This window comes from Methylocella tundrae, from assembly GCF_038024855.1.
GTDB classification, from domain to species: domain Bacteria; phylum Pseudomonadota; class Alphaproteobacteria; order Rhizobiales; family Beijerinckiaceae; genus Methylocapsa; species Methylocapsa tundrae.
Genome location: NZ_CP139089.1, coordinates 1,846,214 through 1,869,832, shown reverse-complemented (window position 1 = coordinate 1,869,832; position 23,619 = coordinate 1,846,214). Strand labels below are relative to the sequence as shown.

Annotated in this window: 23 protein-coding genes and 1 riboswitch; of the genes, 8 read left to right on the top strand and 15 right to left on the bottom strand. The window is 63.7% G+C overall.

The window, feature by feature from the left end; translation table 11 throughout:
- Nucleotides 1-14 precede the first annotated feature (14 nt).
- On the top strand, nucleotides 15-767 hold the full coding sequence (locus SIN04_RS11040) for a cobalt-precorrin-6A reductase (RefSeq protein ID WP_134489133.1): 753 nt from the start codon (nucleotides 15-17) through the stop codon (nucleotides 765-767).
- Here SIN04_RS11040 and cobJ read toward each other — a convergent pair.
- From cobJ to SIN04_RS11005, 7 genes are all read right to left on the bottom strand, one after another.
- Complete coding sequence (gene cobJ, locus SIN04_RS11035) at nucleotides 734-1,513, bottom strand: precorrin-3B C(17)-methyltransferase (protein ID WP_134489131.1); 780 nt, start codon at nucleotides 1,511-1,513, stop codon at nucleotides 734-736. The genes SIN04_RS11040 and cobJ overlap by 34 nt on opposite strands.
- On the bottom strand, nucleotides 1,510-2,253 hold the full coding sequence (locus SIN04_RS11030) for a precorrin-2 C(20)-methyltransferase (protein WP_134489129.1): 744 nt from the start codon (nucleotides 2,251-2,253) through the stop codon (nucleotides 1,510-1,512). Before SIN04_RS11030 ends, cobJ begins: the two co-directional genes overlap by 4 nt.
- Entirely contained in the window at nucleotides 2,250-2,897 is a 648-nt protein-coding gene (locus SIN04_RS11025) for a precorrin-8X methylmutase (RefSeq protein WP_197731968.1), read from the bottom strand. Before SIN04_RS11025 ends, SIN04_RS11030 begins: the two co-directional genes overlap by 4 nt.
- Nucleotides 2,894-4,201: a precorrin-3B synthase gene (gene cobG, locus SIN04_RS11020; RefSeq protein ID WP_341264441.1), complete on the bottom strand. Its 1,308-nt coding sequence runs from the start codon at nucleotides 4,199-4,201 to the stop codon at nucleotides 2,894-2,896. Before cobG ends, SIN04_RS11025 begins: the two co-directional genes overlap by 4 nt.
- A complete protein-coding gene (cobN, locus tag SIN04_RS11015) occupies nucleotides 4,195-7,566 on the bottom strand; it encodes a cobaltochelatase subunit CobN (RefSeq protein ID WP_134489125.1) in 3,372 nt (1,123 codons plus the stop codon). The genes cobG and cobN overlap by 7 nt, the downstream gene beginning before the upstream one ends.
- Nucleotides 7,567-8,616, bottom strand: coding sequence for a cobalamin biosynthesis protein CobW (gene cobW, locus SIN04_RS11010; RefSeq protein ID WP_134489123.1), 1,050 nt, complete (start codon nucleotides 8,614-8,616; stop codon nucleotides 7,567-7,569).
- Nucleotides 8,617-8,725: 109 nt separating this feature from the next.
- Nucleotides 8,726-8,932: riboswitch (cobalamin riboswitch) on the bottom strand.
- A gap of 37 nt (nucleotides 8,933-8,969) precedes the next feature.
- Nucleotides 8,970-9,488, bottom strand: coding sequence for a c-type cytochrome, methanol metabolism-related (locus SIN04_RS11005; protein WP_134489121.1), 519 nt, complete (start codon nucleotides 9,486-9,488; stop codon nucleotides 8,970-8,972).
- Between the two features lie 283 nt (nucleotides 9,489-9,771).
- Here SIN04_RS11005 and cobO point away from each other — a divergent pair, with 283 nt between their 5' ends.
- Nucleotides 9,772-10,344, top strand: a complete 573-nt coding sequence (gene cobO, locus SIN04_RS11000; RefSeq protein WP_244629079.1) for a cob(I)yrinic acid a,c-diamide adenosyltransferase — start codon at nucleotides 9,772-9,774, stop codon at nucleotides 10,342-10,344.
- A gap of 20 nt (nucleotides 10,345-10,364) precedes the next feature.
- On the top strand, nucleotides 10,365-11,807 hold the full coding sequence (locus SIN04_RS10995; RefSeq protein WP_341264461.1) for a cobyric acid synthase: 1,443 nt from the start codon (nucleotides 10,365-10,367) through the stop codon (nucleotides 11,805-11,807).
- Here the strand turns inward: SIN04_RS10995 and cbiB are convergent.
- A complete protein-coding gene (cbiB, locus tag SIN04_RS10990) occupies nucleotides 11,791-12,783 on the bottom strand; it encodes an adenosylcobinamide-phosphate synthase CbiB (RefSeq protein WP_341264440.1) in 993 nt (330 codons plus the stop codon). The two genes, SIN04_RS10995 and cbiB, sit on opposite strands and share 17 nt — an antisense overlap.
- Here cbiB and cobD point away from each other — a divergent pair.
- The 5 genes from cobD to SIN04_RS10965 all read left to right on the top strand — a co-directional run bounded on the left by cobD (nucleotide 12,766) and on the right by SIN04_RS10965 (nucleotide 16,852).
- Complete coding sequence (gene cobD / locus SIN04_RS10985) at nucleotides 12,766-13,941, top strand: threonine-phosphate decarboxylase CobD (protein WP_134489114.1); 1,176 nt, start codon at nucleotides 12,766-12,768, stop codon at nucleotides 13,939-13,941. The two genes, cbiB and cobD, sit on opposite strands and share 18 nt — an antisense overlap.
- Before the next feature lie 172 nt (nucleotides 13,942-14,113).
- Nucleotides 14,114-14,659: an iron transporter gene (locus SIN04_RS10980; protein WP_134489112.1), complete on the top strand. Its 546-nt coding sequence runs from the start codon at nucleotides 14,114-14,116 to the stop codon at nucleotides 14,657-14,659.
- A gap of 58 nt (nucleotides 14,660-14,717) precedes the next feature.
- A complete protein-coding gene (locus SIN04_RS10975; protein WP_244605957.1) occupies nucleotides 14,718-15,068 on the top strand; it encodes a cupredoxin domain-containing protein in 351 nt (116 codons plus the stop codon).
- A 136-nt stretch (nucleotides 15,069-15,204) separates the two neighbouring features.
- On the top strand, nucleotides 15,205-16,665 hold the full coding sequence (locus tag SIN04_RS10970; protein ID WP_134489108.1) for a 4Fe-4S binding protein: 1,461 nt from the start codon (nucleotides 15,205-15,207) through the stop codon (nucleotides 16,663-16,665).
- Nucleotides 16,666-16,714: 49 nt separating this feature from the next.
- Nucleotides 16,715-16,852 carry a hypothetical protein gene (locus SIN04_RS10965; protein WP_341264439.1) on the top strand — a complete coding sequence of 46 codons (138 nt, stop codon included), beginning with the start codon at nucleotides 16,715-16,717 and terminating at the stop codon, nucleotides 16,850-16,852.
- A 22-nt stretch (nucleotides 16,853-16,874) separates the two neighbouring features.
- Here the strand turns inward: SIN04_RS10965 and SIN04_RS10960 are convergent, their stop codons facing one another.
- From SIN04_RS10960 to rplU, 7 genes are all read right to left on the bottom strand, one after another.
- Nucleotides 16,875-17,555 (bottom strand): nicotinate-nucleotide adenylyltransferase, encoded by a 681-nt coding sequence (locus SIN04_RS10960; RefSeq protein ID WP_134489106.1) that lies wholly within the window; start codon nucleotides 17,553-17,555, stop codon nucleotides 16,875-16,877.
- Between the two features lie 2 nt (nucleotides 17,556-17,557).
- Complete coding sequence (locus tag SIN04_RS10955; protein WP_134489104.1) at nucleotides 17,558-18,850, bottom strand: glutamate-5-semialdehyde dehydrogenase; 1,293 nt, start codon at nucleotides 18,848-18,850, stop codon at nucleotides 17,558-17,560.
- Nucleotides 18,851-18,884: 34 nt separating this feature from the next.
- Nucleotides 18,885-20,051 carry a glutamate 5-kinase gene (proB, locus tag SIN04_RS10950; RefSeq protein WP_134489102.1) on the bottom strand — a complete coding sequence of 389 codons (1,167 nt, stop codon included), beginning with the start codon at nucleotides 20,049-20,051 and terminating at the stop codon, nucleotides 18,885-18,887.
- The gene (gene obgE / locus SIN04_RS10945) at nucleotides 20,048-21,085 is read right to left on the bottom strand and encodes a GTPase ObgE (protein WP_134489100.1); all 1,038 of its coding nucleotides are present in this window, start codon (nucleotides 21,083-21,085) and stop codon (nucleotides 20,048-20,050) included. The genes proB and obgE overlap by 4 nt, the downstream gene beginning before the upstream one ends.
- Nucleotides 21,086-21,353: 268 nt before the next feature.
- A complete protein-coding gene (locus tag SIN04_RS10940; RefSeq protein ID WP_134489098.1) occupies nucleotides 21,354-22,007 on the bottom strand; it encodes a GNAT family N-acetyltransferase in 654 nt (217 codons plus the stop codon).
- 188 nt (nucleotides 22,008-22,195) lie between these two features.
- Nucleotides 22,196-22,471 carry a 50S ribosomal protein L27 gene (gene rpmA, locus SIN04_RS10935; RefSeq protein ID WP_174513583.1) on the bottom strand — a complete coding sequence of 92 codons (276 nt, stop codon included), beginning with the start codon at nucleotides 22,469-22,471 and terminating at the stop codon, nucleotides 22,196-22,198.
- A 143-nt stretch (nucleotides 22,472-22,614) separates the two neighbouring features.
- On the bottom strand, nucleotides 22,615-22,974 hold the full coding sequence (gene rplU, locus SIN04_RS10930) for a 50S ribosomal protein L21 (protein WP_134489096.1): 360 nt from the start codon (nucleotides 22,972-22,974) through the stop codon (nucleotides 22,615-22,617).
- Between the last annotated feature and the right edge of the window lie 645 nt (nucleotides 22,975-23,619).

Here is a 23,619-nt window from a genome sequence, read left to right as displayed (position 1 = left end):
CTGGAGACAGAAAGATGAGGGTTCTCGTGCTTGGCGGCGCCTCCGAGGCAAGCGCGCTCGCAACGCTCCTCGCGGCGCGAAGCGACATTGAGGCGATCATGTCTTTCGCCGGACGCACCAGGGCGCCCGTCGCGCCGCCTATACCCTTGCGTATCGGCGGCTTTGGCGGCGCGGACGGTCTTGCGGCCTATCTCGCAGCCGAGCGCATCGACGTCCTTGTCGACGCCACCCATCCTTTTGCCGAACAGATCTCGCGCAACGCGCGGACCGCTGCGGCAAGAAGCAATATTCCGCTCATCATATTGTCGCGGCCTGCCTGGGCGCGGGAAACTGGCGATCGCTGGATCGAGGTTCCAGACATGGCGAGCGCGGTCGGCGCGCTCGGGGATAAAAGCCGCCGCGTCTTTCTCGCCATCGGACGGTTGCAGCTCGCAGCCTTCGAGGCTGCGCAGCAGCATTTCTATCTCATCCGCAGCATCGATCCGGTCGCGCCCGCTTTCCAGCATTGCCGCGTCATCGCCGCGCGCGGGCCCTTTGACGCCGATGCGGAAGAGCGCCTTCTGCGCGATGAAATGATTGACGTCATCGTTGCGAAGAACAGCGGCTCTCCGGCCGTGTTCGGCAAGATTCTTGCCGCGCGCCGGCTTCGCCTTCCCGTGATCATGGTCGAGCGTCCCTATGACGCCTTGAACGCCTCGCATGATCCCGCGGAGGCGCTTGATCTGATCCTGCGTCATGGCGCGCGTCCGGCGCTGCGCGGCGTGTAGACGAAAGGTTCGCCCGCGCCTCGCACGATCACTTTGGTTTCGCTTGATCCGATGATGACCAGTGTCGCCATATCGGCAAGGCCGGGCTCGGCGTCCGCAAGCGTCGTGACGATGAGGCGCTCGTCCGCGCGGCCGATGGATTTGGCGAACATCACCGGCGTCCGCTCCGCCTTGTGCTGACGCAGCAAAGCAAAGGCGGCGCGGATCTGATCGCGGCGTGTTCGTGAGGCCGGATTATAGAAGGCCATGACGAAATCGCCTTGCGCCGCGGCAATCAATCTTTTCTCGACGAGCGCCCAAGGCTTGAGATTATCCGACAAAGAGATCGCGCAGAAATCATGACCGAGCGGCGCGCCCAATCGCGCCGCCGCCGCCTGCATCGCGGAGATGCCGGGCGACACTGCGACGTCGATCTCGCGCCATGCCGGCTCGCCGTGATCGATCGCCTCGAACACCGCCGCGGCCATGGCGAAAACGCCAGGATCGCCCCCCGACACCACGGCGACATGACGGCCCTCCTGGGCGAGGCGCAAGGCGGCGCGCGCGCGATCGAGCTCGACCCTGTTGTCGCTGCCGTGCCGCACTTGCCCGGCGCGCTGCGGGCAGCGTTCGACATAGGGCGCATAGCCGACAAGATCAGTCGCCTCCGCTAGAATCTTCGAGGCCTCCGGCGTGATCCACTCCGCAAGGCCGGGGCCCAGTCCGACGACGCGCAGCGAGCCGGGGGCGCTGTTCGCCGCGCTCATGGCCGCCTGCCTTGACCCGGGATGAGGATCATCGAAAAATAGGGCGCGAGATCGTCGGTCTTGTCTTCAAGGCGGATGATCTTTTCGGCTTCCTGCGTGCCATGTTCGACATAGATCGCGGCGCCCTCGCGGCCGGCCTCGCGGATCGCCGCACGGACTTTGCCGAGATTGGCGCCGAGCTTCATGATGATGGCGGCGTCGCACGCCCCAAGGCGCTGCGCGAGATCCTCTCCGCCGAGCGTAGCGGGCAGAACGCTCAACACGTCGTCGCCCCAGGTGATCGGAACTTTGGCGGCGCTCCAGCAGCCGGACATGCCCGTGACGCCAGGAATGACTTCCACAGCGAAGCGGTCCTTCAGCCGTACGTAAAGATGCATGAACGAACCATAAAATAGGGGATCGCCCTCGCAGATGAGGGCGACGTCCCGGCCGGCCGACAGATGATCCGCTATCCTTTGCGTCGCGTCCTCATAGAAGGCGCGCAATGTCTCGACATAGACGGGATCGCTGAAATGCTTTTCCGTCGTTATGGGATAGAGGAGTGGCAGTTCGAGGCATGCCGGACAGAGCCAGCGGTCGACGATGGCGCGCGCCTGTCCGCGCCGGCCTTTCTTGGCGAAATAGGCGACGACGGGCGCGGAGCCCAGAATCTTGGTCGCCTTCACGGTTAAAAGATCAGGATCGCCGGGGCCGAGCCCAACGCCGTAAAGCCGCCCGGTAGCAGGCGCTGACGCGATCATTCGGCGTCCCCCGCCAGCGCGTTGAGGGCGGCCGCCGTCATGGCGCTCCCGCCCTTGCGTCCCCGCACAGTGATGTAAGGCGCCGGCGCCAGTTCGATCAGCGCTTCTTTTGATTCCGCCGCGCCGACAAAGCCGACCGGCATGCCGATGATGCAGGCGGGCCGCGCGGACAAGTGCTCCAGCATGTCGATCAGATGAAACAGAGCCGTCGGCGCATTGCCGATGGCGACGATGGCGCCGCTCAGCCGCTCGCGCCAGAGCTCCAGCGCCGCGGCGCTCCGGGTATTGCCGATCTCTCGTGCGAGCTCGGCGACGGCGGGGTGATCGAGCGTGCAGATGACTTCATTGCGGCTCGGCAGGCGCGATCTTGTCACGCCATCTGCGACCATCTTGGAGTCGCAAAGGATCGGCGCGCCATCGCGCAGCGCGCGGCGCGCCAGAGCCGCTGCGTTTGGCGAAAAGAAAAGATCGTTGCCGACCTCAACCATGCCGCAAGCATGAATGACGCGCACGGCGACCGTCTCTTCATCCGACGTGAAGCGCGTCAGGTCAGCTTCGGCGCGTATCGTCGCAAAGGAGCGCCGGTAAATCTCCGCGCCGTCGCGAATATAGTCGAAGCGATGTCCAATTTGCTGCGCGTTCATATGCATTTGCTTTTCGCGTTTTCGTCAACGCCATGCGTCATGGTTTCCAGCATGTCGCGCGCCGCCGTCAAGGTAAGGTTTTGCGCGGCGCTTGGATCGCAGGGCGTCCCGTTGATGATGAGATCGTAAAGGCCGCCCCTGCCGACCAGCGTCACCGGCGTTGGCCGCGGCCTGGCGCAGCCCTTTTGACAGCCGGACACGTGCAAGGCAATGCCGGCGCCGTTGAACCGTCGCGCGATGGCCGCAAGCGCCAACGCATCCTCGCGCGTTTGCGTCGTCGCGCGTTCGCAGGCAGGAGCGCCGCCGCAGGCCGCAAGGCGAAGCCGCGCATCGTCGGGAGCGACGATGAAATTTGCCGCTGTGAAATGACGCCGCAAAGCGTCGTTCGCTGAGGCGTCCACATGCGGCAGGAGCAGCGAGCGCCAGGGCGTCAATCTGATCTCGGCCGCCGCATAAGCCTCCGCAGCCTGAGCGGCCGCGTCAAGCATGTCGGCGGTGAGTCGGCCAAAGGGCGCGCCGGCGCCAAAGCAAAATGAGTCGTCAAAGCTGATCAGTCCGACCGGGGAAGGCGCCTCGATGCGGCCCTGTTGTCGCGCTGGCGTCAGAGTGAGGCCGGCGGATTCGGCGATGATGGCGGAACCGCATTGTGATATGAGGTCCATCATTCTTCGCGGTGGCTCCGGCAAAGCCGCGCCAATTGCGAGAAAGGCGCGGGCGAGATCGATGGCCGCTGCGACGACCCTGTTGGGCGCGCAAAAACCGAGACTAACCGCGTCGCTCGATACGCCACCAATCGAAATCGCGAAGTCATCATGCGCTTTGCGATAGGCGAAGCGGATGTCGGCGGGCTCGTCCTCGAGCGAAAGCGCGCCGCCATCATCGATCAGAAAGCCGAATTTGCCGGGCAGGCGATGCAGATCAACCGCCGCGACGAGCGCGGCTTCGAGCGCCTTGCCGATCGGGCCGACGTCAATCGCGGCGCCAAGGCCGGCGAGCGGGCTGACCATCACGTTGCGTATGGCTTCGGCGGCCGGATCTTCATCGATGAGGCCGAGCTCGCTCAGCCTTTCTGTAAGAGCGGCGAGCGTGGGTTGAGATACGCCGCGCAACTGCAGATTGCCACGCGCGGAAAGATCGATGAGACGATTGCCACAGGAGCGCGAAGCGTTGGCGATCGCGCGCATCGTTGCGGCGCCGACAATGCCGCCGCTGATGCGCAAGCGCAGGAGAAAACCATCTTTCGCCAGCATCGGGGAGAGCGCGCCGGGGCACCAGCCTTTGCGCAATTCGGAGCGAATTAGCATGAAAGGCTTTTCCGCATCGATGCGAGAGTGTCGAGCGTGGAATTGCGCCGGCCTTGCCAGAAGCCGCGCCGCAGCGCCGCTTCAAAGCGGGCCAGGATGCAGAGCGCCGCTTTCGGGTTTTCAGCGACAAGAAAATCGCGCACGTCTGGATCGCCGCAGGTGGCGTCAAAAAGCAGCTCGAAATGCTGGCTCGAGACGGCGTCGCTCATGACGGCGAGCGTGAAAAGATGATCGACGGTCTCCGCGATCTCGGCGCCGCCACGATGGCCGTGGCGCATCTGGCCTCTGATCCAGCGCGGATTGCTGGCCCTGCCGCGCACGATCCGGGCGACTTCCTCGGGCAATGTTCGCACCTTTATCGCGCCGGGCCGCGTCGTCTCCACATGATAGATCGGCGCATCATTGCCAAGCAATTGCGCGGCCGCGGCGAAGCCGCCTTCATGATCGACGATCGCATCGGAGTCGAGAAGATCCTGTTCATCCTGGTCCTGCACATGGATCATTGCGTCGGCGCTTGCGACGCGCTCGGTAAAGCCGGGGCTCGCGATCCCTTCGCCGCGGGCGCCGCCATAGGCGTGCGAAGTCGCATCGAGATAGAGCTGGCCAAGTTCTTCGCGCGACAGCGTGGCGTCTGCGTCCATTGCGCGGGAAAGTCCGAGGCCATAGGCCGATGGCGCGGCGCCGAAGATGCGCGAAGGCGCGACGCCGGCCGCACGCCGCGCCGCCGCCAAAGGATTAGCCTCGTCATCTTCATCGATTTCAGAGACGGCGCGTACGGCCGAGTCGAAAAGCGCGATCTGGGCCGGAAAGACATCACGAAAGAGCCCCGAGATGCGCAGCGTCACGTCGACGCGGGGGCGGTCGAGTCTTGCCGGAGAGATGATCTCGAAACCGGTGACGCGGGAGGAGGCGTTGTCCCAGACCGGCTTGACGCCAAGCAAGGCCAACGCCTGCGCGAGATCATCGCCTCCGGTGCGCATGGTGGCGCTGGCCCAAAGATCCATGACGATTCTCTTTGGCCATTCGCCATTGTCCTGCGCATGGCGGCTCAGCACTTCCTGAGCGGCGCGCTGACCGATCTCCCAGGCGGTGCGGGTTGGAACCGCGCGCGGATCGACCCCATAGAGATTGCGGCCGGTCGGCAGCACGTCGATGCGTCCGCGCGATGGCGCGCCGCCAGGACCTGGCTGAACGAAACGCCCGTCGAGCGCCGCGAGCAGGCCTTCGCGTTCCGCCTCGGCGCAGCGATCAATCAGCGCAGATAGCGGCGCGGCGTCGCCTGCGCCATTGGCTTTCGCGAGCGTTGCGACGTTTGCGTCGCGAACCGCCGCCGCCGGCGCACGTCCAAACACATGCAAGCCATCGCCGATGCGCATATCCTTGAGATCGCAAAGCCATGCGTCGAGACGCTGCAAACCCCCTATAGGATCATCGTCATCATTGAGGCCGCAATCCTGCGCGAGGCCGGTCTCTTTGGCGCGGGCGAGAATGGCTTTGGCGAGCAGTCTGGCGCGCCTGCGATCCAGCATTTCGGCGCTTGCATATTCGTCGAGCAGAGCTTCTATTTCCTGCGCCGCGCCGTGGCTTTGCGCGGATGTTAAGGGCGGCGTCAGATGGCCGATGATCAGGGCGCTCAAGCGGCGCTTGGCCTGCGCCGCTTCGCCCGGATTATTGACGATAAAGGGATAGATCACTGGCGTCGCGCCAAGCACCGCCTCGGGCGCGCAGGCTTCGCTCAATGCAATGGCTTTGCCCGGCAGCCATTCGAGCGTGCCATGTGCGCCGCAGTGAATGATCGCGTGGATGCCGGCGACCCGACGCAGCCAGACATAGAAGGCGACATAGGCGTGGCGCGGCGCCAGGGCGACGTCATGATATTGCGCTTTGCGCTCGGCGCTCGATCCGCGATCGGGCTGCATGGCGACGTAGAAGTTTTGCGCGTGCAAAATTGGGAATGAAAAGAAGCCCTCGATGGCGTCTGGGTCAGAGGCGGGATCGCCCCATTGCGCGTTGAGCGTCTCGGTAAAGGGGCGCGGCATGTCGCGCAGCGCCTCTTCGTAATCGGCAAGGCTCAGGCGCGCTGTCTCAGCGCCAGATTCGAGGCTTCGCATGAGATGATCTTCGTGCGGCAAAGGTCCGATGGCGTAGCCCGCCTCGCGCAGCATTTCGGCGATCGACGCGACGCTCTTGGCCGTATCGAGACCCACAGCATAGCCGCCGCGTCCCGCCTTGCCCGGATAATCGGACAGGATGCAGGCGAGGCGGCGCTCAGCCGGAGCCGTCTTGCGCAAATCGACCCAGGCTGTTGCAAGGTCCGAGACGAATGCGACGCGTGAATCGCAGGCGGCGTGCACCAATGGCGTGAATTCAAGATCCGGCCGAGGCGACGCCTGCCTTTTGAAGGCGATCGCGCGCGTGATCAGGCGTCCATCCATCTCCGGCAGAACGACATTCATGGCGAGATCCGCGCCGCAAAGGCCGCGCGGGTCGGCTTTCCATTGTGCTTCGCCAGCGCCGGAGAAGATGACTTGCAGCACGGGGGCGTCGGCTTCATCGAGAACGCTGCCGCCTTCGTCGAGCCGCGCCGAGAAGGCCGTCGCGTTCAAAACCACATCGGGTTTTCCGCACGCAATCGTCTCGTGCAAGAATCTGACGGCTCCGACATCTTTGAGGCTCGTCACGAAAATGGGCTCGACGTCAAATCCGCGCGCGGCGAGCGCGTCGGCGAGCGCGATGATCGGCGCCGTATCGTCAACCAGCATATATGACCGATAAAATATAATGAGCGCGCGCCGCTTGGCCCCACGCGTCAGTCTGCGACCCGCCGTGAAGACGCCCGCGGCGGCAATAGTCTGCTTTACGCCCCATACGGCCGGCGCATCGAGGCGATGTTCGATCCAGTCGAGAACCGCTCCGATATTGCCCGCGCTGCCGCTTTGAAAGCGCGCAAAAATCTCTTTGAGGTCTTCGGCCGCCATGTTGGACGCCTCGGCCAGGCGTTGATCTTCCGCTGCGTCGCCCGGAATGATGGCGAGCAAGACGCCGTGCGCCCGCGCGATGCGGCAAAATTCCTCGACGCCGTAGCGCCAATAGTCGAGGCCGCCGAGCAGGCGGATCAGAATGAATCGCGATTTGGCGATGACTTTTTCGGCGTAAAGATCGATGGAATAGGGATGCTTGAGGACGGCGAGATTAGCCAGCCGAACGCTCATCGCGCCGCCGGGGCGAGACCGCGCGGCCGCCGCTACAGCGCCGAGATCGCTGTCGGAAAAGGAGAGGAACACCAAATCGGCCGGCGTCTGTGCAAGGTCGATGGCGGCTTCGGCCTCATCCAGCGATCGGCTTTCCGTCCGCAAAAGATGCATTCAGCGCTCCAGCATCCGCTTGATCGCGGCGGCGTCGAGGCCCTTTTTCCCAATGATCACGAGGCGCCCGCAGCGCGCCTCGCCCGACTCCCAGGGCCGGTCGAAACTATGCTGGAACCTGTTGCCGACGCCTTGCACGAGAAGGCGCATCGGCTTGCCGCGCGCCTCGACGAAACCCTTGATCCGCAGCACGTCGTGAGCCTCGGCGACAGCCTCCAGCCGGCGAATGAAAGGGGCGGCCTCGTCAATAGCGTCGACCTCCATGATAAGGCTTTCGAAGTCATCATGGTCGTGCTCGGCTTCTTCATCATGATGCGAGCGCCGGTTCGACACGTCATCTTCAGCGGCGGCGCCAAGGCCGAGCAGAACCCGCGCGTCGATCCGCCCCTGCTGCGACGCGATTACTTTCGTCGCGCGGGGCAGGAGCGCCTTGATGTCAGAAGCGATGCGGGCTTGCTCGGGCGCGGCGATGAGGTCGATCTTGTTCAAGACGATAAGGTCGGCGCACAGCAATTGGTCTTCAAAGACTTCTTCGAGGGGATTGTCATGGTCGATCGAGGGATCGGCTTGCCGCTGCAGCGCGAGCTTTTCTGGATCGTCAACGAAGCGGCCATCGGCGACGGCCGCTCCATCGACGACGGCGATGACGCCATCGACCGTCAATCGCGCGCGGACGCCCGGCCAGTCGAAAGCCTTGACGAGCGGCTTCGGCAGCGCGAGGCCGGATGTCTCGATGATGATATGTTCAGGCGGAGGATCGAGCGCGAGAAGCCTTTCGATGGCGGGAAGAAAATCATCCGCGACCGTGCAGCAGATACAGCCGTTGGCGAGTTCGATGATGCTGTCTTCCGCGCAAGCGAGATCGCCACAGCCCTTGAGGATATCGCCATCGACGCCGATGTCGCCGAACTCATTGATGATGAGGGCGAGACGGCGTCCTCCCGCGCTGGCGAGAATATGGCGGATCAGCGTCGTCTTTCCGGCGCCGAGGAAGCCGGTGACGATGGTCGCGGGAATGCGCGAAAGACGGCTGTGGGAGAGATCGTTCATCAAGCCCCGGTCCTTGAATTGCAAGGGGGCTTTTGCCGGCGGCTGTGGCGCAGCCGCCTTCGCCTGCGGGGGACCGCCGGCATCGATTGGGGCCGGAGCTCCCCGCCGGCCTATCCTCGATCGAACGGCAGGTTTCCTGGCTTGCGGATCGGCGTCGCATGCCGCCTTCCCAAGGGTTTTAGGCCCCCAGTGGCGTCCCGGCATGCGACTACCCGCTTACAGTTGCGGGGGCAGCTGTGGATTGGCGTTCTTCCGAACGCGGCGCCACATTCCCATTTACCCCTCGTATAGAGGGACCGTTACAGGCCAGACACTAGACGGAATGGGCGCTATGTCAATCGGAAGCCCCAGCCTCACTTGAAGCAGTCGTCGACCGTCTTTTCCCAGTCGGCCGGCTTCGCCTCGTGGTTGCTCGGCCGCTCGCGGCCCAATGCGCCGTCCGAGCGCGCCCGCAAATAGGTGTAAATGGGGTTGAGATAGCACATGACGTTCTTGTTTTCCCCGAACGAGGGCATCACCAGATCCTGCGCCGCGGTGACGTCACGCTTGCCGCCGATGATCGTTCCGAGCACCTGCTGGGTCGAGAGCGACTTCAAAGAATCGACGAGAGAGGGCGCATAGGAGGAGCCGAGGGCGTCCGGACCGTGGCACTGGAGGCAGTTGGCGCCGTACATGCGGTAACCGATGAAGGTGTACCAGTCGACTTTGCCGTCCTTGCCGATCTTGTAGGTCGGGTTGCCGTCTTTATCAAAATATTGCCCGTCCGTCGAACTGACGGGCGTTGGGTCACCGGCTCCATCAGAGCGAGCCGCGCTCGCGGCGACGACAAAACCGCCGGCGAGCAGGCAGCGAAGCAGAGCCGTTATCTTCATCCTTGATCCTCCCATAGCCCGCAGCGGGCTTCGTTTTTTGACCGGCCGACGGCATAAGTCGAAACATCGACATCGGCCAAGCACGATTGTGTGACGAGAAAAAGCAAACTTGCCAAGCTGCAATAAGGTCGCAACCCGCGCCCGCGATCTTTAATGTATGAATCACGAAAAGGCGGCCGCCGTTTTGTCTGCGGTCATCGTCGCCTTTGCAACAGGCTTTGACGGGACGGCTGCGTTGAGCGAATTATCGGATGAGGCGAAAGCCTCGCGCCACCGTGAAAAAATGCAAAAGCGCAAGGCCGTTCAGGACGCCGAGGTCGCCGGCAAAGCCATCACCGGAAAAGGACTCCTGATCGTCCACACCGGCGCCGGCAAGGGCAAGTCGACGGCGGCCTTCGGACTTTTGCTGCGCGCGCTCGGCCATGGCTGGCGATGCGGCGTCGTGCAATTCATCAAAGGAGCCTGGGAGACTGGCGAGCGCGACATGTTCCGCCGCTTTCCCGATCTCGTCGCCTGGCATTCGATGGGGGAGGGGTTTACCTGGGAGACCCAGGATCGCGCGCGCGACGTGGCCGCGGCCGAAGCGGCCTGGGCGAAAGCGCTGGACCTCATGGCCGATCCCGCGATCAAGCTGATCGTTCTCGATGAGCTGAACATTGCGCTCCGCTATGATTACCTGCCGCTCGCGATGGTCGTCGCGGAGCTTAGCGGCCGCAGACCCGACCTCCATGTCATCGTCACGGGCCGCAACGCCAAGGCGGAGCTCATCGCGGCCGCCGACCTCGTCACCGAAATGAGTTTGGTCAAGCATCATTTCTCGGCTGGCGTCAAAGCGCAGCAGGGCATCGAGTTTTGATGCGGCGCGCAAAAGTCCTGATGCTGCAGGGGACCGGGTCCGACGTCGGCAAATCGCTGATCGTCGCCGGTCTCTGCCGCGCTTATCGCAACCGCGGCCTCAAAGTCCTGCCTTTCAAGCCGCAGAACATGTCGAACAATGCCGCCGTCACCGCGGACGGAGGCGAGATTGGCCGCGCTCAGGCGCTGCAGGCGCTGGCTTGCGGCGCCGTGGCGAGCGTCGACATGAACCCGGTGCTGCTCAAGCCGCAAAGCAACATTGGCGCGCAGGTGGTGCTGCGCGGGCGCGTCGTCGGGACCGCCGCGGCGCGTGAGTATCAGGACTGGAAGCCGAAGCTGCTGGCCCCCGTTCTCGAAAGCTTCGAGCGCCTTGCGCAAAAGTGCGATCTCGTCATCGTGGAAGGCGCAGGAAGCGCCTCGGAGATCAATCTGCGCAAGAACGACATCGCCAATATGGGATTTTCACGCGCCGCTGACGCGCCTGTGATTTTGATTGGAGATATCGACCGTGGCGGCGTCATCGCCCAGATCGTCGGGACCAAGGCGGTGCTCGATCCCGCCGACGCGAGGATGATCAAAGGCTTTCTCGTCAACAAATTTCGCGGCGATCCGGCGCTTTTTTCGGACGGCATGGCGCTGATCGAGCAAATGACCGGTTGGCCGAATCTGGGGCTTATTCCATTTTGCCCTGACGCGGCTCGCCTGCCGGCCGAGGACGCTCTTGGCCTGGCCGGGAAGCGGCGTTCGGGGACCGGAAAAATCCTCGTCGCCGTTCCGCTCCTGCCGGGGATTTCCAATTTCGACGATCTCGATCCTTTGGGGCTCGAGAGCGATCTTTCGCTCATCATGGTCCGCTCCGGCGAGCCTTTGCCGGCGGAAGCAAGGCTCGTTCTTCTGCCGGGCTCCAAAACGACGATCGCGGATCTTTCGGCTCTCCGGCGCGAGGGCTGGGACATTGACCTTGCCGCGCATGTGCGGCGCGGCGGCCATGTCATTGGCCTTTGCGGCGGATATCAGATGCTGGGCCGCGTCCTCCGAGATCATCAAGGCTTTGAGGGTCCGCCCGGCGAGACGGCGGGGCTTGGTCTGCTCGATATCGCCACAGAACTCGCGGCCGAAAAGGTTTTGGCTCCCGTGCGGGGCAGGGGGGCGGCCGACGGCGCGCCGTTCAAGGGCTATGAGATGCATCTTGGCCGCACAGAGGGTGCTGGCTGCGATCGGCCGATGGTCATTTTCGACGACGGCCGCCGCGATGGCGCCGTCTCCGCCGACGGCCGCATCAGCGGCTGCTACGTGCATGGGTTGTTCAGCGAGCCGGCGCAGCGCAGCGCGCTGCTGGCGCGCCTCGGCGGCTCCGGCTCCGGCCTATCTTACGAGGCGTCGGTCGAAAGCGCGCTCGACGCCATCGCCCGGCATCTTGAGATCCACATGGACCTCGACCTGCTGCTTACCCTCGCGCGATAAAAAGCAGCGCGGCGAGCGCCAGCACGCCCCAGTGGACGAGGCAGGCGCGTCGATAAAGGGCGAGCGCGCGAAAAATATCCCGGCTCGTCGCGGCGCTCTCGCCGCTGCCGATCCAGGCATCAGCGATTTCCTCGTCGCCATAGCGGCGCGGGCCGCCAAGTTTGAGGCCAAGCGCTCCGGCGAATGCCGCCTCCGGCCAGCCGGCGTTGGGGGAGGGGTGGCCGCGCCCGTCGCGCAAGGCCGTGCGCCAGGCGCCCCCAGCGCCGGCGCCTTTCAGGAACATGGCGGCGACGGCGATCCAGAGGACGGACAAGCGGGCGGGAAAGAAATTCGCGACATCATCGAGTTTGGCGGCGGCGTAGCCGAAGGCGGCATGGCGCGGCGTCAGGTGGCCGATCATGCTGTCGGCTGTATTGATCGCCTTGTAGCAGACGCCGCCGGGAAGACCGCCAGCAGCCAGCCAGAACGCCGGCGCGACGATCCCGTCGGAAAAATTCTCGGCGAGGCTCTCGATCGCCGCCCGGGCGACGCCCGCTGCATCCAGAGCGCTGACGTTGCGCCCGACAATGGCGGCGACCGCGGCGCGGCCGGCCTCCAGCCCGCGATGCTCAAGCGCCAACGCCACGGCGCGGACATGAGAATGGAGGCTGCGTTGCGCGATCAGGCTCGAAGCGATAAGCGCAAGCAGGCACAGCGCGATCGAATTCGGCAGGGCCAAGTGAACGATGAGGGAGCTGATGACGAATGCCGCGCCCCCGGCGGCGGCCAATATGAAGCCAAGCGCGGCCGCGCCCAGAATGCGCCGCTCCGCGAAAGACCGGTCCTCGCGATTGAGGCGCCGGTCGCAATACGAGATCAAGGCGCCGATCCAGCTGACCGGATGGCCGAGCGCCGCATAAAGCGCGGGTGGGTAGCCAACCACGGCCTCGATCGCTACAGCAAGGACGGCCAGCTCAAAATGCGCGGTGAAACCCATGGGTCGAAGTCCGGCGGAAGCGGTGAAGGCGGCAAGGCGTTAAAGCATGATCGAGGACGGATTGACCGGCTTTCCGAAGAGGCGTCGCAATTGAGCGGCAACACGGAACGCGCGACTGACCTTATCCCCGGCCATGACGCTGGAAGGCAAGCTCATGGCGGCGATCTTTCGGCGGCGCGCCAGGCTTTTCCATGCGCGCCCGAGCCTTGGCTTGATCTTTCGACCGGCGTCAATCCTTATTGCTATCCTTTCTCGCCGCCGTCCGCCGAAAGCTCGACGCGCCTGCCGGACGCGCCGGGGCTGGCCGCGCTCGAGGCCGCCGCCAGAACCGCCTATGGGGCCTCGCGTGACGCGGAGATTGTCGCGGCTCCGGGGACGCAGGCCATCATCAATTGGCTGCCGCATCTCTTTCCAGCGCGTCGCGTCGGCATCCTTGGCTTTACCTATTTCGAACATTTTTCCGCCTGGCGAGCCTCTGGCGCTGCGACGTCGATCGTCAATGATCTCGACGGGTTTGGCGACAAGGATGTCGGCGTCATCGTCAATCCAAACAATCCGGACGGCCGGCTCATCGCCCGCGACGACCTTCGCGGCTTGGCGGAAAGCTTTCGGGAGCGCGGCAAACTTCTCATCATTGATGAAGCCTTCGCCGATTTTCTTGAACCCGGCGTCAGCCTTGCGCCAGAACTGCCGCGATCCGGCGCCCTCGTTCTGCGATCCTTCGGCAAGACCTTTGGCTTGCCGGGGCTCCGGCTTGGCTTCGCCATCGCGCCGCGCGACATGGCTTTGAAGCTGCGTGCGGCGTTCGGGTGCTGGCCAATCTCAGGCGCAGCGATCGCGATCGGCGCACAAGCTCTTGCCGATTCGCCGTGGTTCGAGGCGGCGCGCGAAAGGCTGAAGGGGGACGCCGCGGCGCTCGATGCGATTCTCAAAAGCGCGGGTTTTGAGCTTTATGGCGGGAGCCCGTTATTCCGTCTTGCGGCCGCGCCCGACGCCGGGCGGCGTTTCAAGGCGCTGGCGGGGGCCGGGATTTGGGTGCGGCGCTTCGACGCTCGTCCAGACTGGCTTCGTCTCGCGATACCAGGACGTGAGAGCGATCGCGACCGCCTTCGACGCGCCCTTGGCGTTGAAGCGCCAAACGTCGTTGAGGCGCTGTAATAGATTATACGAATTCTAAACTTGACTTGTTAGAGTGATTATAAAGTTTCATTCTCCTATTTCAAGATGTCGTCGTTTTAGTCTAAGAGTCCTCGTCAATCGAGACGCGATAATCGCTTCGCGTTGCTGGCCTGTCCAGTTTCTGTGCGCTGAGGCGTCGCAAGGAGAAAAAATGAAGCTATTTGGCCCTGCTCTCATCGCTCTCGCCTTGGCGTCTTTCGTCGCAGTTCCCGCCATCGCCAAGGAATATCCCATCGGTAAGCCGCAGGAGCAAGGCGGCATGGAGATTGGCGCCGTCTATCTGCAGCCGATCGAAATGGACCCGCCGGACATGATGCGTCCGGCCAAGGATTCGGACGTTCATCTTGAAGCCGACATCCACGCGGCGAAAGGCAACGTCAACGGATTTGCACAGGGCGACTGGATCCCCTACCTTGGGGTCGATTACGTTTTGACCAAGCTCGACGACAATCAGACCCTCAAGGGCAGCTTCATGCCGATGGTCGCCGCCGACGGCCCGCATTATGGCGATAACGTTAAACTATTCGGTCCCGGCAAGTATAGGCTCGCGCTGACGATCATTCCGCCGAACGAAAATCCGCACGCCCACTTCGGACGTCATGTCGATAAGGAGACCGGCGTCGCGCCCTGGTTCAAGCCCTTCACCGTCGAGTATGAGTTTACTTACGCGGGGCCCGGTAAGAAGGGCGCCTATTGACCGCCGGCAGGCCGCTCCCCTTATGTCAGCATCCGGCCTCAAGGCGCGCCGCGTCAGCATGGAAGGCAAAAGCTTGAAGAATGTTGCGACGCTTTGGCTTGTCTTGAGCCTTCTTTTGATCGGAGCGCCTCTCAGCGCCGACGAAGAGCCGACGTTTACGCTCGAGTTCCACGACGGCAAGGTCGCGCCCTTGCGCGTCGAGGTGCCCGCCAACACGCGCTTCAAGCTTGAACTGCGTAATACGGGCGATACGCCGGCGGAATTCGAAAGCGCTGAATTGCGCAAGGAAAAAGTGCTTGCGCCAAATTCGACGTCGATCCTCGTGTTCAGGACGCTGGACCCCGGCGAATATCAGTTTTTCGATGATTTTCACCCGGACGCGCCAAAGGCCGTTATCATTGCGAAATGAATAGCTCTTGTCTGGAACGGCGTCTGCCTCGCAATAAAGTGAGGCGCAGCGCGACCGCTCGCAGACATTTTGGAGAAAAGCATACGTTAAGCGAGGCGCTGGCGACGTCAGGCGCGAGAGCGGAGACCTGAATTCGATGGCTTATCTGGTTGCGAGAGAGACCGAGGCGGATCTCGCGGGGGGGCCGTCGGCGCAGGGGGGCGAGCCGCCGCGGCGCTCGCCGTTGTCGCGCGCGCTCGGCCATTTCGGCGATTGGCTGCGGCTCCATCAGAAACTGATCCGGCGCGTGCAGTGGGTCGTCGTCTTCGCTTATCTCTTGCTGGTCGCGGTTCCTGCATTCCTGCCTTTGCCGGAACGCACGGCGCATATCTGGACCAATCTCACGCTCTTCGCCCAATTCGCTTTCTGGGGCGTCTGGTGGCCCTTTGTGCTGCTCAGCATGGTGCTGGTCGGACGCACCTGGTGCGGCGTCTTCTGTCCGGAAGGGGCGCTGACGGAAATAGTCAGCCGCCACGGCCGCGGCCTTGCGGTGCCGCGCTGGGTCACCTGGAAATTCTGGCCTTTCGTCGCTTTCGTCTGCACCACGATTTACGGCCAGATGATCAGCGTCTATCAATATCCGAAGCCTGCTCTCCTGATCCTCGGCGGCTCGACGGCGGGCGCGATCGCCATTGGCTATCTTTACGGCCGCAACAAGCGCGTCTGGTGCCGTTATCTTTGCCCGGTGAATGGCGTCTTCGGCCTTTTGGCGAAGCTCGCGCCCGTTCATTTCAGGGTCGACGAAGAGGCCTGGTCGAGATCGCGGCATGCGCATAACGCAGGCGTCAGGCGGGTGAATTGCGCGCCGCTGGTGCCGCTCCGGTTGATGAAGGGCAATCACGATTGCCATATGTGCGGCCGCTGCAGCGGGTTCCGCGACGCCATCGAACTCGCGCCGCGTTCGCCAAATCAGGAGATCGTCGAGGTCGCGGGCGCAGCGCCCAAGCCCGTCGAGACGCTGCTCATCGTTTTCGGCCTGATGGGGGTCGCCGCTGGCGCGTTCCATTGGGGGGCGAGCCCCTGGTATGTCGAGATCAAGCAGGATCTGGCGACCTGGCTCATCGACAGTGGCGTCATGTGGCCTTTGCAGGCTTCGGCTCCGTGGTGGATTTTCACCAATTATCCGGACGTCAACGATCAACTGACCCTTCTCGACGGCGCCGTTCTCATATTCTACATCGCCGCCACCGCCGTCGCCATTGGCGCTCTGGTTTCAGCCTGCCTGTACGCCGCGACGCGCAGTCTCGGCGCCTATGCCTCGGAGCGCTATCACCATCTCGCGCAAAGCCTCATTCCGATTGCGGCCTGCGGCGTCTTTCTGGGCCTTAGCATGACCACTGTCTCCCTGCTGCGGGCCGAAGGCGTCTCGTTCGCTTTCCTCAGCCTCTTGCGCGCCGGATTGCTGGGGGGCGCGGCGCTCTGGTCGATCGTTCTGGCATGGGGGATCGCCGGCCGCTGGACCAAAAGCCCTCTGCGCCGTTTCGCTGCGACAGCGGGCGCCGGGCTTGCCGCCTCGATCGGCGTCTTCAGCTGGGCGCTGCTTTTCTGGATCTGGTAAGATTGAGCGCCGCCTGCCGCCATCACGCATTGACGCCATAGCGAGGGGTGTGACGACTCTGTCATTTCGCCGCGCGGGTCAGTCGAGCGCCGGGAGGCTGGTCTTCGGTCTCGACAGGCCGACTCACGGGCTCATTCGGGCGCCGGCGCAGCCGCTCATCGACGCGGCGCAAGGCATCAGCCGGTAGGCTCTCGGGTGGGGGGCTCAGCCTATGGGCGGCTTTTGCGCAACGCTGTCGATGATAGCGGGGAGCGCGGCCCATGCAGGAAAACGAAAGCCGGCGGCTTCGCAGCCGCAAGGCGCGCGGCGGCGTTTTCGGGCAGCCTATAGGGAGCGAGCATCCATCCCGCCCGCGTCGACATAGCCTTTAATGTCGAGCCCGGCCGGTCGATGATCGCGATCGGCACGAGAGCGACGAGATCGCGCCAGCGTTTCCAGCGGTGAAATCCGGCGAGATTGTCGGCGCCCATGATCCACACGAAATGAACGCCGGGGCAACGTCGTTTCAGATAAGCGACCGTCTCGAAACTATAGGTTGTGCCGATCGCCGCCTCGACGCCTGTGACCTCGATCCGTGGGTGGCAGGCGAGCTTTTGCGCCGCGGCCATGCGCTGACCCAGAGGAGTGAGTTCCGTCTTATCCTTCAGCGGATTGCCGGGACTGACGAGCCACCAGACGCGATCGAGCCGCAATCGGCGCAGCGCTAGGAGGCTCGCCGCGCGATGCCCCTTATGTGGCGGATTAAAGCTCCCGCCGAACAGCCCGACGCGCAGCCCCTTATAGTGCGGCGGCAGCCTGACAAGTCCTGGATGCTCTTGTCCGCCCGTGCGCCCTTCGAGCGAAGCGACGTCTATTTGCCTGTAAAGCGCCTCAAGACGTCGCGGGCTCATCCTCACGGACGAATCTGCCCGCTGCCATGCACCCGATATTTGAACGAGGTCAGCTGTTCGAGCCCGACAGGACCTCGCGCGTGCATCCGCCCGGTGGCGATGCCGATTTCGGCGCCGAAGCCGAATTCGCCGCCATCGGCGAATTGCGTCGAGGCGTTATGGACGACAATGGCCGAATCGACTTCCTTGAGGAAGCGTTCCGCCGTCGCCGCATTCTCGGTGATGACGCCATCGGTATGATGCGAGCCATAAGTTTCGATGTGCGCGATCGCCTCGTCGATCCCCTGGACGACGCGCACGGCGATGATGGCGTCGAGATATTCCGTGCCCCAATCCTCCGGCCTCGCGGGCGTGACGCGGGGGTCGGCGGCGCAGGCCTCCGCGTCGCCGCGCACGGCGCAGCCGGCCTCGATCAGCATTTTGACAAGCGGGCCAAGATGCGTCGGCGCGCAGGCGCGATCAATGAGCAGCGCCTCCACCGCGCCGCAAACGCCGGTGCGGCGCATCTTCGCGTTGAGAATGATTCTGGAGGCTTTCGCGAGATCCGCGTCGCGATCGACAAAAATATGCACGACCCCTTCAAGATGGGCGAAGACGGGCACGCGCGCTTCTTCTTGCACCCTGGCCACAAGGCTCTTGCCCCCGCGCGGCACGATCACGTCGATATTGCCTGAGAGCCCCGTCAGCATCGCGCCGACGGCGGCGCGATCAACGACAGGCACGAGCGTGATCGCCGCCGGGGGCAGCCCGGCCTCGGTGAGCCCCGCGACGAGGCAGGCGTGGATCGCCTGCGTCGAGCGCTGGCTCTCGGAGCCGCCGCGCAGAATCGCGCCGTTGCCGGCCTTGAGGCAAAGTGCGCCGGCGTCCGCGGTCACAGCGGGGCGGCTTTCATAAATAATGCCGATGACGCCGAGCGGGGTCGCGACCCGTTCGATCAACAGTCCGTTCGGGCGTTCAAAGCGCGCCAGCACGCGCCCGACGGGATCGGGCAGGGCGGCGATCTCCTCGACGCCTTTCGCCATGGCTTCGATGCGGCCGGAATCGAGGCTCAGGCGATCAAGGAAAGAGCCGGCGACGCCTTTGGTCTTGGCCGCGGAAAAATCCTGCGCATTGGCCGCCATGATCGCTTCGGCATTGGCCCGGATCGCCGCGGCCGCTGCTCGCAGGGCGTGGTTTTTTGTCTCCGTCGACGCGAGAGAGAGCGTGTGGGCGGCTTGGCGCGCTTTGCGCCCCAGTCCAGCCATCAGCGTTTCCACGTCCTGGCCGCTGTTTTCGACGCGCTTCAAATTGTCCATCGCCGTTGCCCGAGTCTTTTGCGCTTGTTGGAAATCAGCCCAGCCGGTCGCCCGCCACCACCATGTCGTCGCGGTGGATCAGCGCCGCGCGGCCCGGCTCGCCGAGCAGCTCTTCAATATCCTGCGAGTTGCGGCCGGCGATCAGCACCGCTTCGCCGGCGTCATAGGCGACGAGGCCGCGCCCGATCTCGCCGCCCTGCACATTGCGCATCAGCACACAGTCGCCGCGCGCGAAATTGCCCTCGACGCGCGTCACGCCGGCAGGCAGCAGGCTCGCGCCCGACAGGATGGCGCGCTCGGCGCCGGCGTCAAGATGCAGCGCTCCGCGTGGCTCGAGCGAGCCGGCGATCCATTTTTTGCGCGCGGTGACGGGGCTGGAGCCTGTCAGGAACCAGGTGCACGGAGCCCCCTCGCTGATGCGGGCCACGGGATGTTTAATCCTCCCGTCGGCGATCAGCATATGTGCGCCTCCCGTCGTTGCGATCTTGGCCGCCTCGATCTTGGTGCGCATGCCGCCGCGCGACAAATGAGAGGCTGCGCCGCCGGCCATCGCTTCGATCTCCGCAGTCACGCGCGGCACAACCGGAATCAGCGCGGCGTCGGGGTTCTCATTGGGCGGCGCGGTGTAAAGCCCCTGAACGTCAGACAGCAGAATCAAAAGATCGGCGCTCGCCATGGTGGCGACGCGCGCGGCGAGGCGGTCATTGTCGCCATAGCGGATTTCGGATGTCGCCACCGTGTCGTTTTCATTGATGACAGGCACGGCGCGAAGATCAAGCAGGCGCCCGATCGTCGCCCGCGCATTGAGATAGCGGCGGCGCTGTTCGGTATCGCCGAAGGTGACGAGAATTTGCCCCGCCGTGATGGAGAGATCGGCGAGCGTTTCGGCCCAGATCCTTGCCAGCGCGATCTGTCCGACGGCGGCGGCGGCCTGACTATCCTCGAGCTTGAGATTTCCGTCCGGCAGGCCGAGCACGGTCCGGCCCAGCGCGATCGACCCCGATGAGACGACGAGGACATCAGCGCCTTTGGCATGCAGCGCAGCTATATCCCGCGCCAGGGAGACGAGCCATTCCCGTTTGACGCGGCCCTGAGCCCGATCGACGAGAAGGGACGAACCCACCTTGATCACGATCCTGCGGAACTGATCGAGCCGGGGCAGGGCGCTGGCGAAGCGTCTCGCGGCGGAGCTTTGACTCATGGCGCCCACTCGGCGGCGGGCGCCACCGCCGCCTCCTGTCGAGCGTCGGCCGCGTCGATCTCGGCCAGAACAGCACGCAAGGCCTCGCGCACGTTGACGTTGGTCGCGGCCGAAATTTTCAGCGGCGTGCGCTTGGCGGCGCGCTTCAGGCGCAGGGCCTGCTGCTTCAGGGTCTCGGCGTCGACGCTGTCGATCTTCGATAAAGCGACGATTTCGGGCTTGTCGGCAAGGCCCTCGCCATAAGCTTCGAGTTCGCGGCGGACGGTCTTGTAGGCTTTGCCGGCGTGCTCCGTATTGGCGTCGACGAGATGCAAAAGCACGCGGCAGCGCTCGACATGGCCAAGGAAGCGATCGCCGAGGCCAACGCCGTCATGCGCGCCCTCGATGAGGCCGGGGATATCCGCGAGGACGAACTCGCGTCCGTCGCAAGCGACGACGCCGAGTTGCGGATGGAGCGTCGTGAAGGGATAGTCGGCGATCTTCGGCCGCGCCGCGCTGACTATTGAAAGAAAGGTCGATTTGCCGGCGTTCGGCAGTCCGACGAGCCCGGCGTCGGCGATCAGCTTGAGGCGCAGCCAGATGGTGCGTTCTTCGCCCTCCTGGCCGGGATTGACGCGCCGCGGCGCCTGATTCGTCGCCGTCTTGAAATGCGCGTTGCCGAAGCCGCCATTGCCGCCGCGAGCGAGCGTGACGCGCTGGCCAATCTCGGTCAGATCGGCGATGAGCTGTTCACCTTCCTCGTCAAAGATCTGCGTGCCGGCTGGCACTTTGAGAATAGCGTCGGCGCCTTTGCCGCCGGAGCGGTTCTGGCCCATGCCATGGGTCCCGGTCTTCGCCTTGAAATGCTGCTGGTAGCGGTAGTCGATCAGTGTGTTGAGGCCGCCGACGCATTCGACGATGACGTCGCCGCCGCGTCCGCCGTCACCGCCGTCGGGGCCGCCGAATTCGATGAATTTCTCGCGCCGGAACGACAGGCAGCCTGCGCCGCCGTTGCCCGAACGTATGTAAACTCTGGCCTGGTCGAGAAATTTCATCGCTGTATCGTCTATGGAGAACGAGGGATCATTTCAAGGAAAAGACGACGCCTTGCCAGCCCGCGCAGCAGCCTTGCAAAATGTCGGAGCATGAGCGGCCCCAGTTGAACCGCTCACACCCGTTTTCTCGCCTTGAAACATGATCCTATCCGAAAAGTCGGGCGCTTTCCGAAAATCATGCGCGGCGGCTTGAAAACGCCGCGGCTCTTATCTTTTTGTTTCAGGCGCGCTCTTGGCCAGAAACCTCGGGGCTTTTCGGGATCATGCCCTAAGCCTCGATCGTCGAGGCAAGGTGCAAGACTGCCGCCATGGCGTCTGGCGTCTGGTGCGCCATCGCGGGAAGATGGGGGTTGAGGCGGCTGGTGGTCCAGCCCTTTCTCGTGAGCAGGAACCGGTCGCAGGGATAAAGCCCGCCGCGCGCAGGCAGCAGGTCAAGCCCGGCGTCCACGTAAGCGAACCCGCACTTTTCCAGGACGCGGCGCGACGCCTGGTTGATGACCCTCACATTGGCGAGAATGCGTTCGGCTTTGGTCAAGGCGAAAAGCGCCTCGACGTGCGCCCTAACCGCTTCGGTGGCGAAGCCTTTGCCCCATGCGGTCGGCGACAGGATGAACCCGAGTTCGATGTCTCCGGCTTCCGACAGAGTCGCGCTGACGACGCCGATGACCGGCCGGCAGTCACCCTTCTGGCTGATCACGAGGATCAGCGCATTGCCGTTGGCGTTGTCGGCGCGAGCCTGGAAAATGAAGCGCTCGGCTTCGCCGGCGGGATAGGGATGCGGGATCTCGGCCGTCATCCGTGCTGTTTCGGCGAGGCTTGCGAAACTCGTGACCGCCGGGGCGTCGCTGACGCGGGGCCAGCGCAGCCACAGTCGTTTGGTTTCGAGACGAAAGATATCGTCGCAGGTCAGATCAGGGAACATGGTGGCTCCGGCTGGCGAACCCATAGGGTTCTGCAACAAAAGAGAGCGGCGACGTCCCACACCCGTTGCAAAGCCGTTCGAGCTTTTCCGGACTTCCCTGATTTCCAAAGAGCGGTTTTCAAACATTTCAGAAAACCTAGTCCGCCGGGTCTGATGGGACAGGCGGAGGTTTTCCAGTCTCTCCGCCCTTATTCTGTAGCTTGCGTTTGTGGCTCAGCAATGACCGATACATAGGCGCGGCCATTTCCTTTGGTCGAAAATTTGATCTTGCCTTCGATCAGAGCGAACAAGGTATGGTCCGTGCCGAGGCCGACATTGGCGCCGGGGTGCCAGGTGGTGCCCCGCTGGCGAACGATAATGTTTCCGCTCACCACGGATTCGCCGCCGAATTTCTTCACGCCGAGACGCCGGCCCTTGGAATCGCGGCCGTTGCGGGACGAGCCGCCTGCTTTTTTATGCGCCATCGAACTGGCTCCAAATATCTGTGCGATGGAGGCGCCGTTGCGCACATCGCTCGCTTGCATGACTGGTTTGGTGCATCCTCACGGTCCGAAAGCGCGACAGGCGTTTTCCGAACCGCAAAGCAAATTTCGTTCCGCCGCGTCGCTCAGGTCTCTGGCGATTCGGACGAAGCCGCCGCGCGCGCAGCGCCGCCGCCCGTCACGAGCTGGGTGATTCGCACCAGCGTCAGATCCTGGCGATGGCCGCGCTTGCGCTTCGAGTTCTGCCGCCGCCGTTTCTTGAAAGAGATGACCTTGGGGCCGCGTTTCTGCTCGACGATCTCGGCCGCGACGCTGGCTCCTGGAACAAAGGGCGCGCCGACCGTCGGCTCGCCGTCTCCGCCGAGCATCAGGACATTATCGAAAGTCACGGCGTCGCCCGCTTCGCCCGGAAGACTCATGACCGTTATCGTATCGTCGGCGGAAACGCTGTATTGCTTGCCGCCGGTTTTGATGACTGCGAACATTTTTTTCCCTTATGTTCGATCCGGCTCTTTCGAGGCGAAACCTCGCAGGCCGGCTTCTTGGCAGTAGTCACAAAGCCGTTAGAGGCTCATTCTCGCGCGCCGATCAGACTTGATCCGCGGCCTCCGCCGTGCTTTTGGGCTATCCCGCAAAAGCACAGCGCCACGCTGCGCAAACGAAAAAACGCGGCCGAAGCGCCGCGCTGAGATGGCAGTTCAATACAAAACCGACAAATGCTTGTCAACCGTTCCTTCGGAGCGCGCCCGGCGACCGCGAGCGCCGCATTTGAGCCATCTTCGGCAGGCTTTGTCTTCCCTCGCTCATCGCCTTTGGCGTCGCCGCGGTCACACGCGTCTCAAGCGCGCTATTTTCGGGAAAGGATCGTTCTTTAAATCTCAAGGGATCGGTGGAGCCATTTACAATAGCGGCTTGATCCCTTTAAGGCGATGCGTCATGCGCAAAGCCGCCGGTATCACAAAACCTGCCCGGCGCAGCGCACAACCCGCCGCGCCAATTCACTCGAAGGGCGCTTTCGTCAGATCTCGAATGGGATGATCCGTCTACAGGACATTGGCGCGGGGTTTTCGCCGTATGTCGCGCTGAACGGCGCCGGTCCGCCGCGGCCGATTTAAAAAGAGCAGGGCATT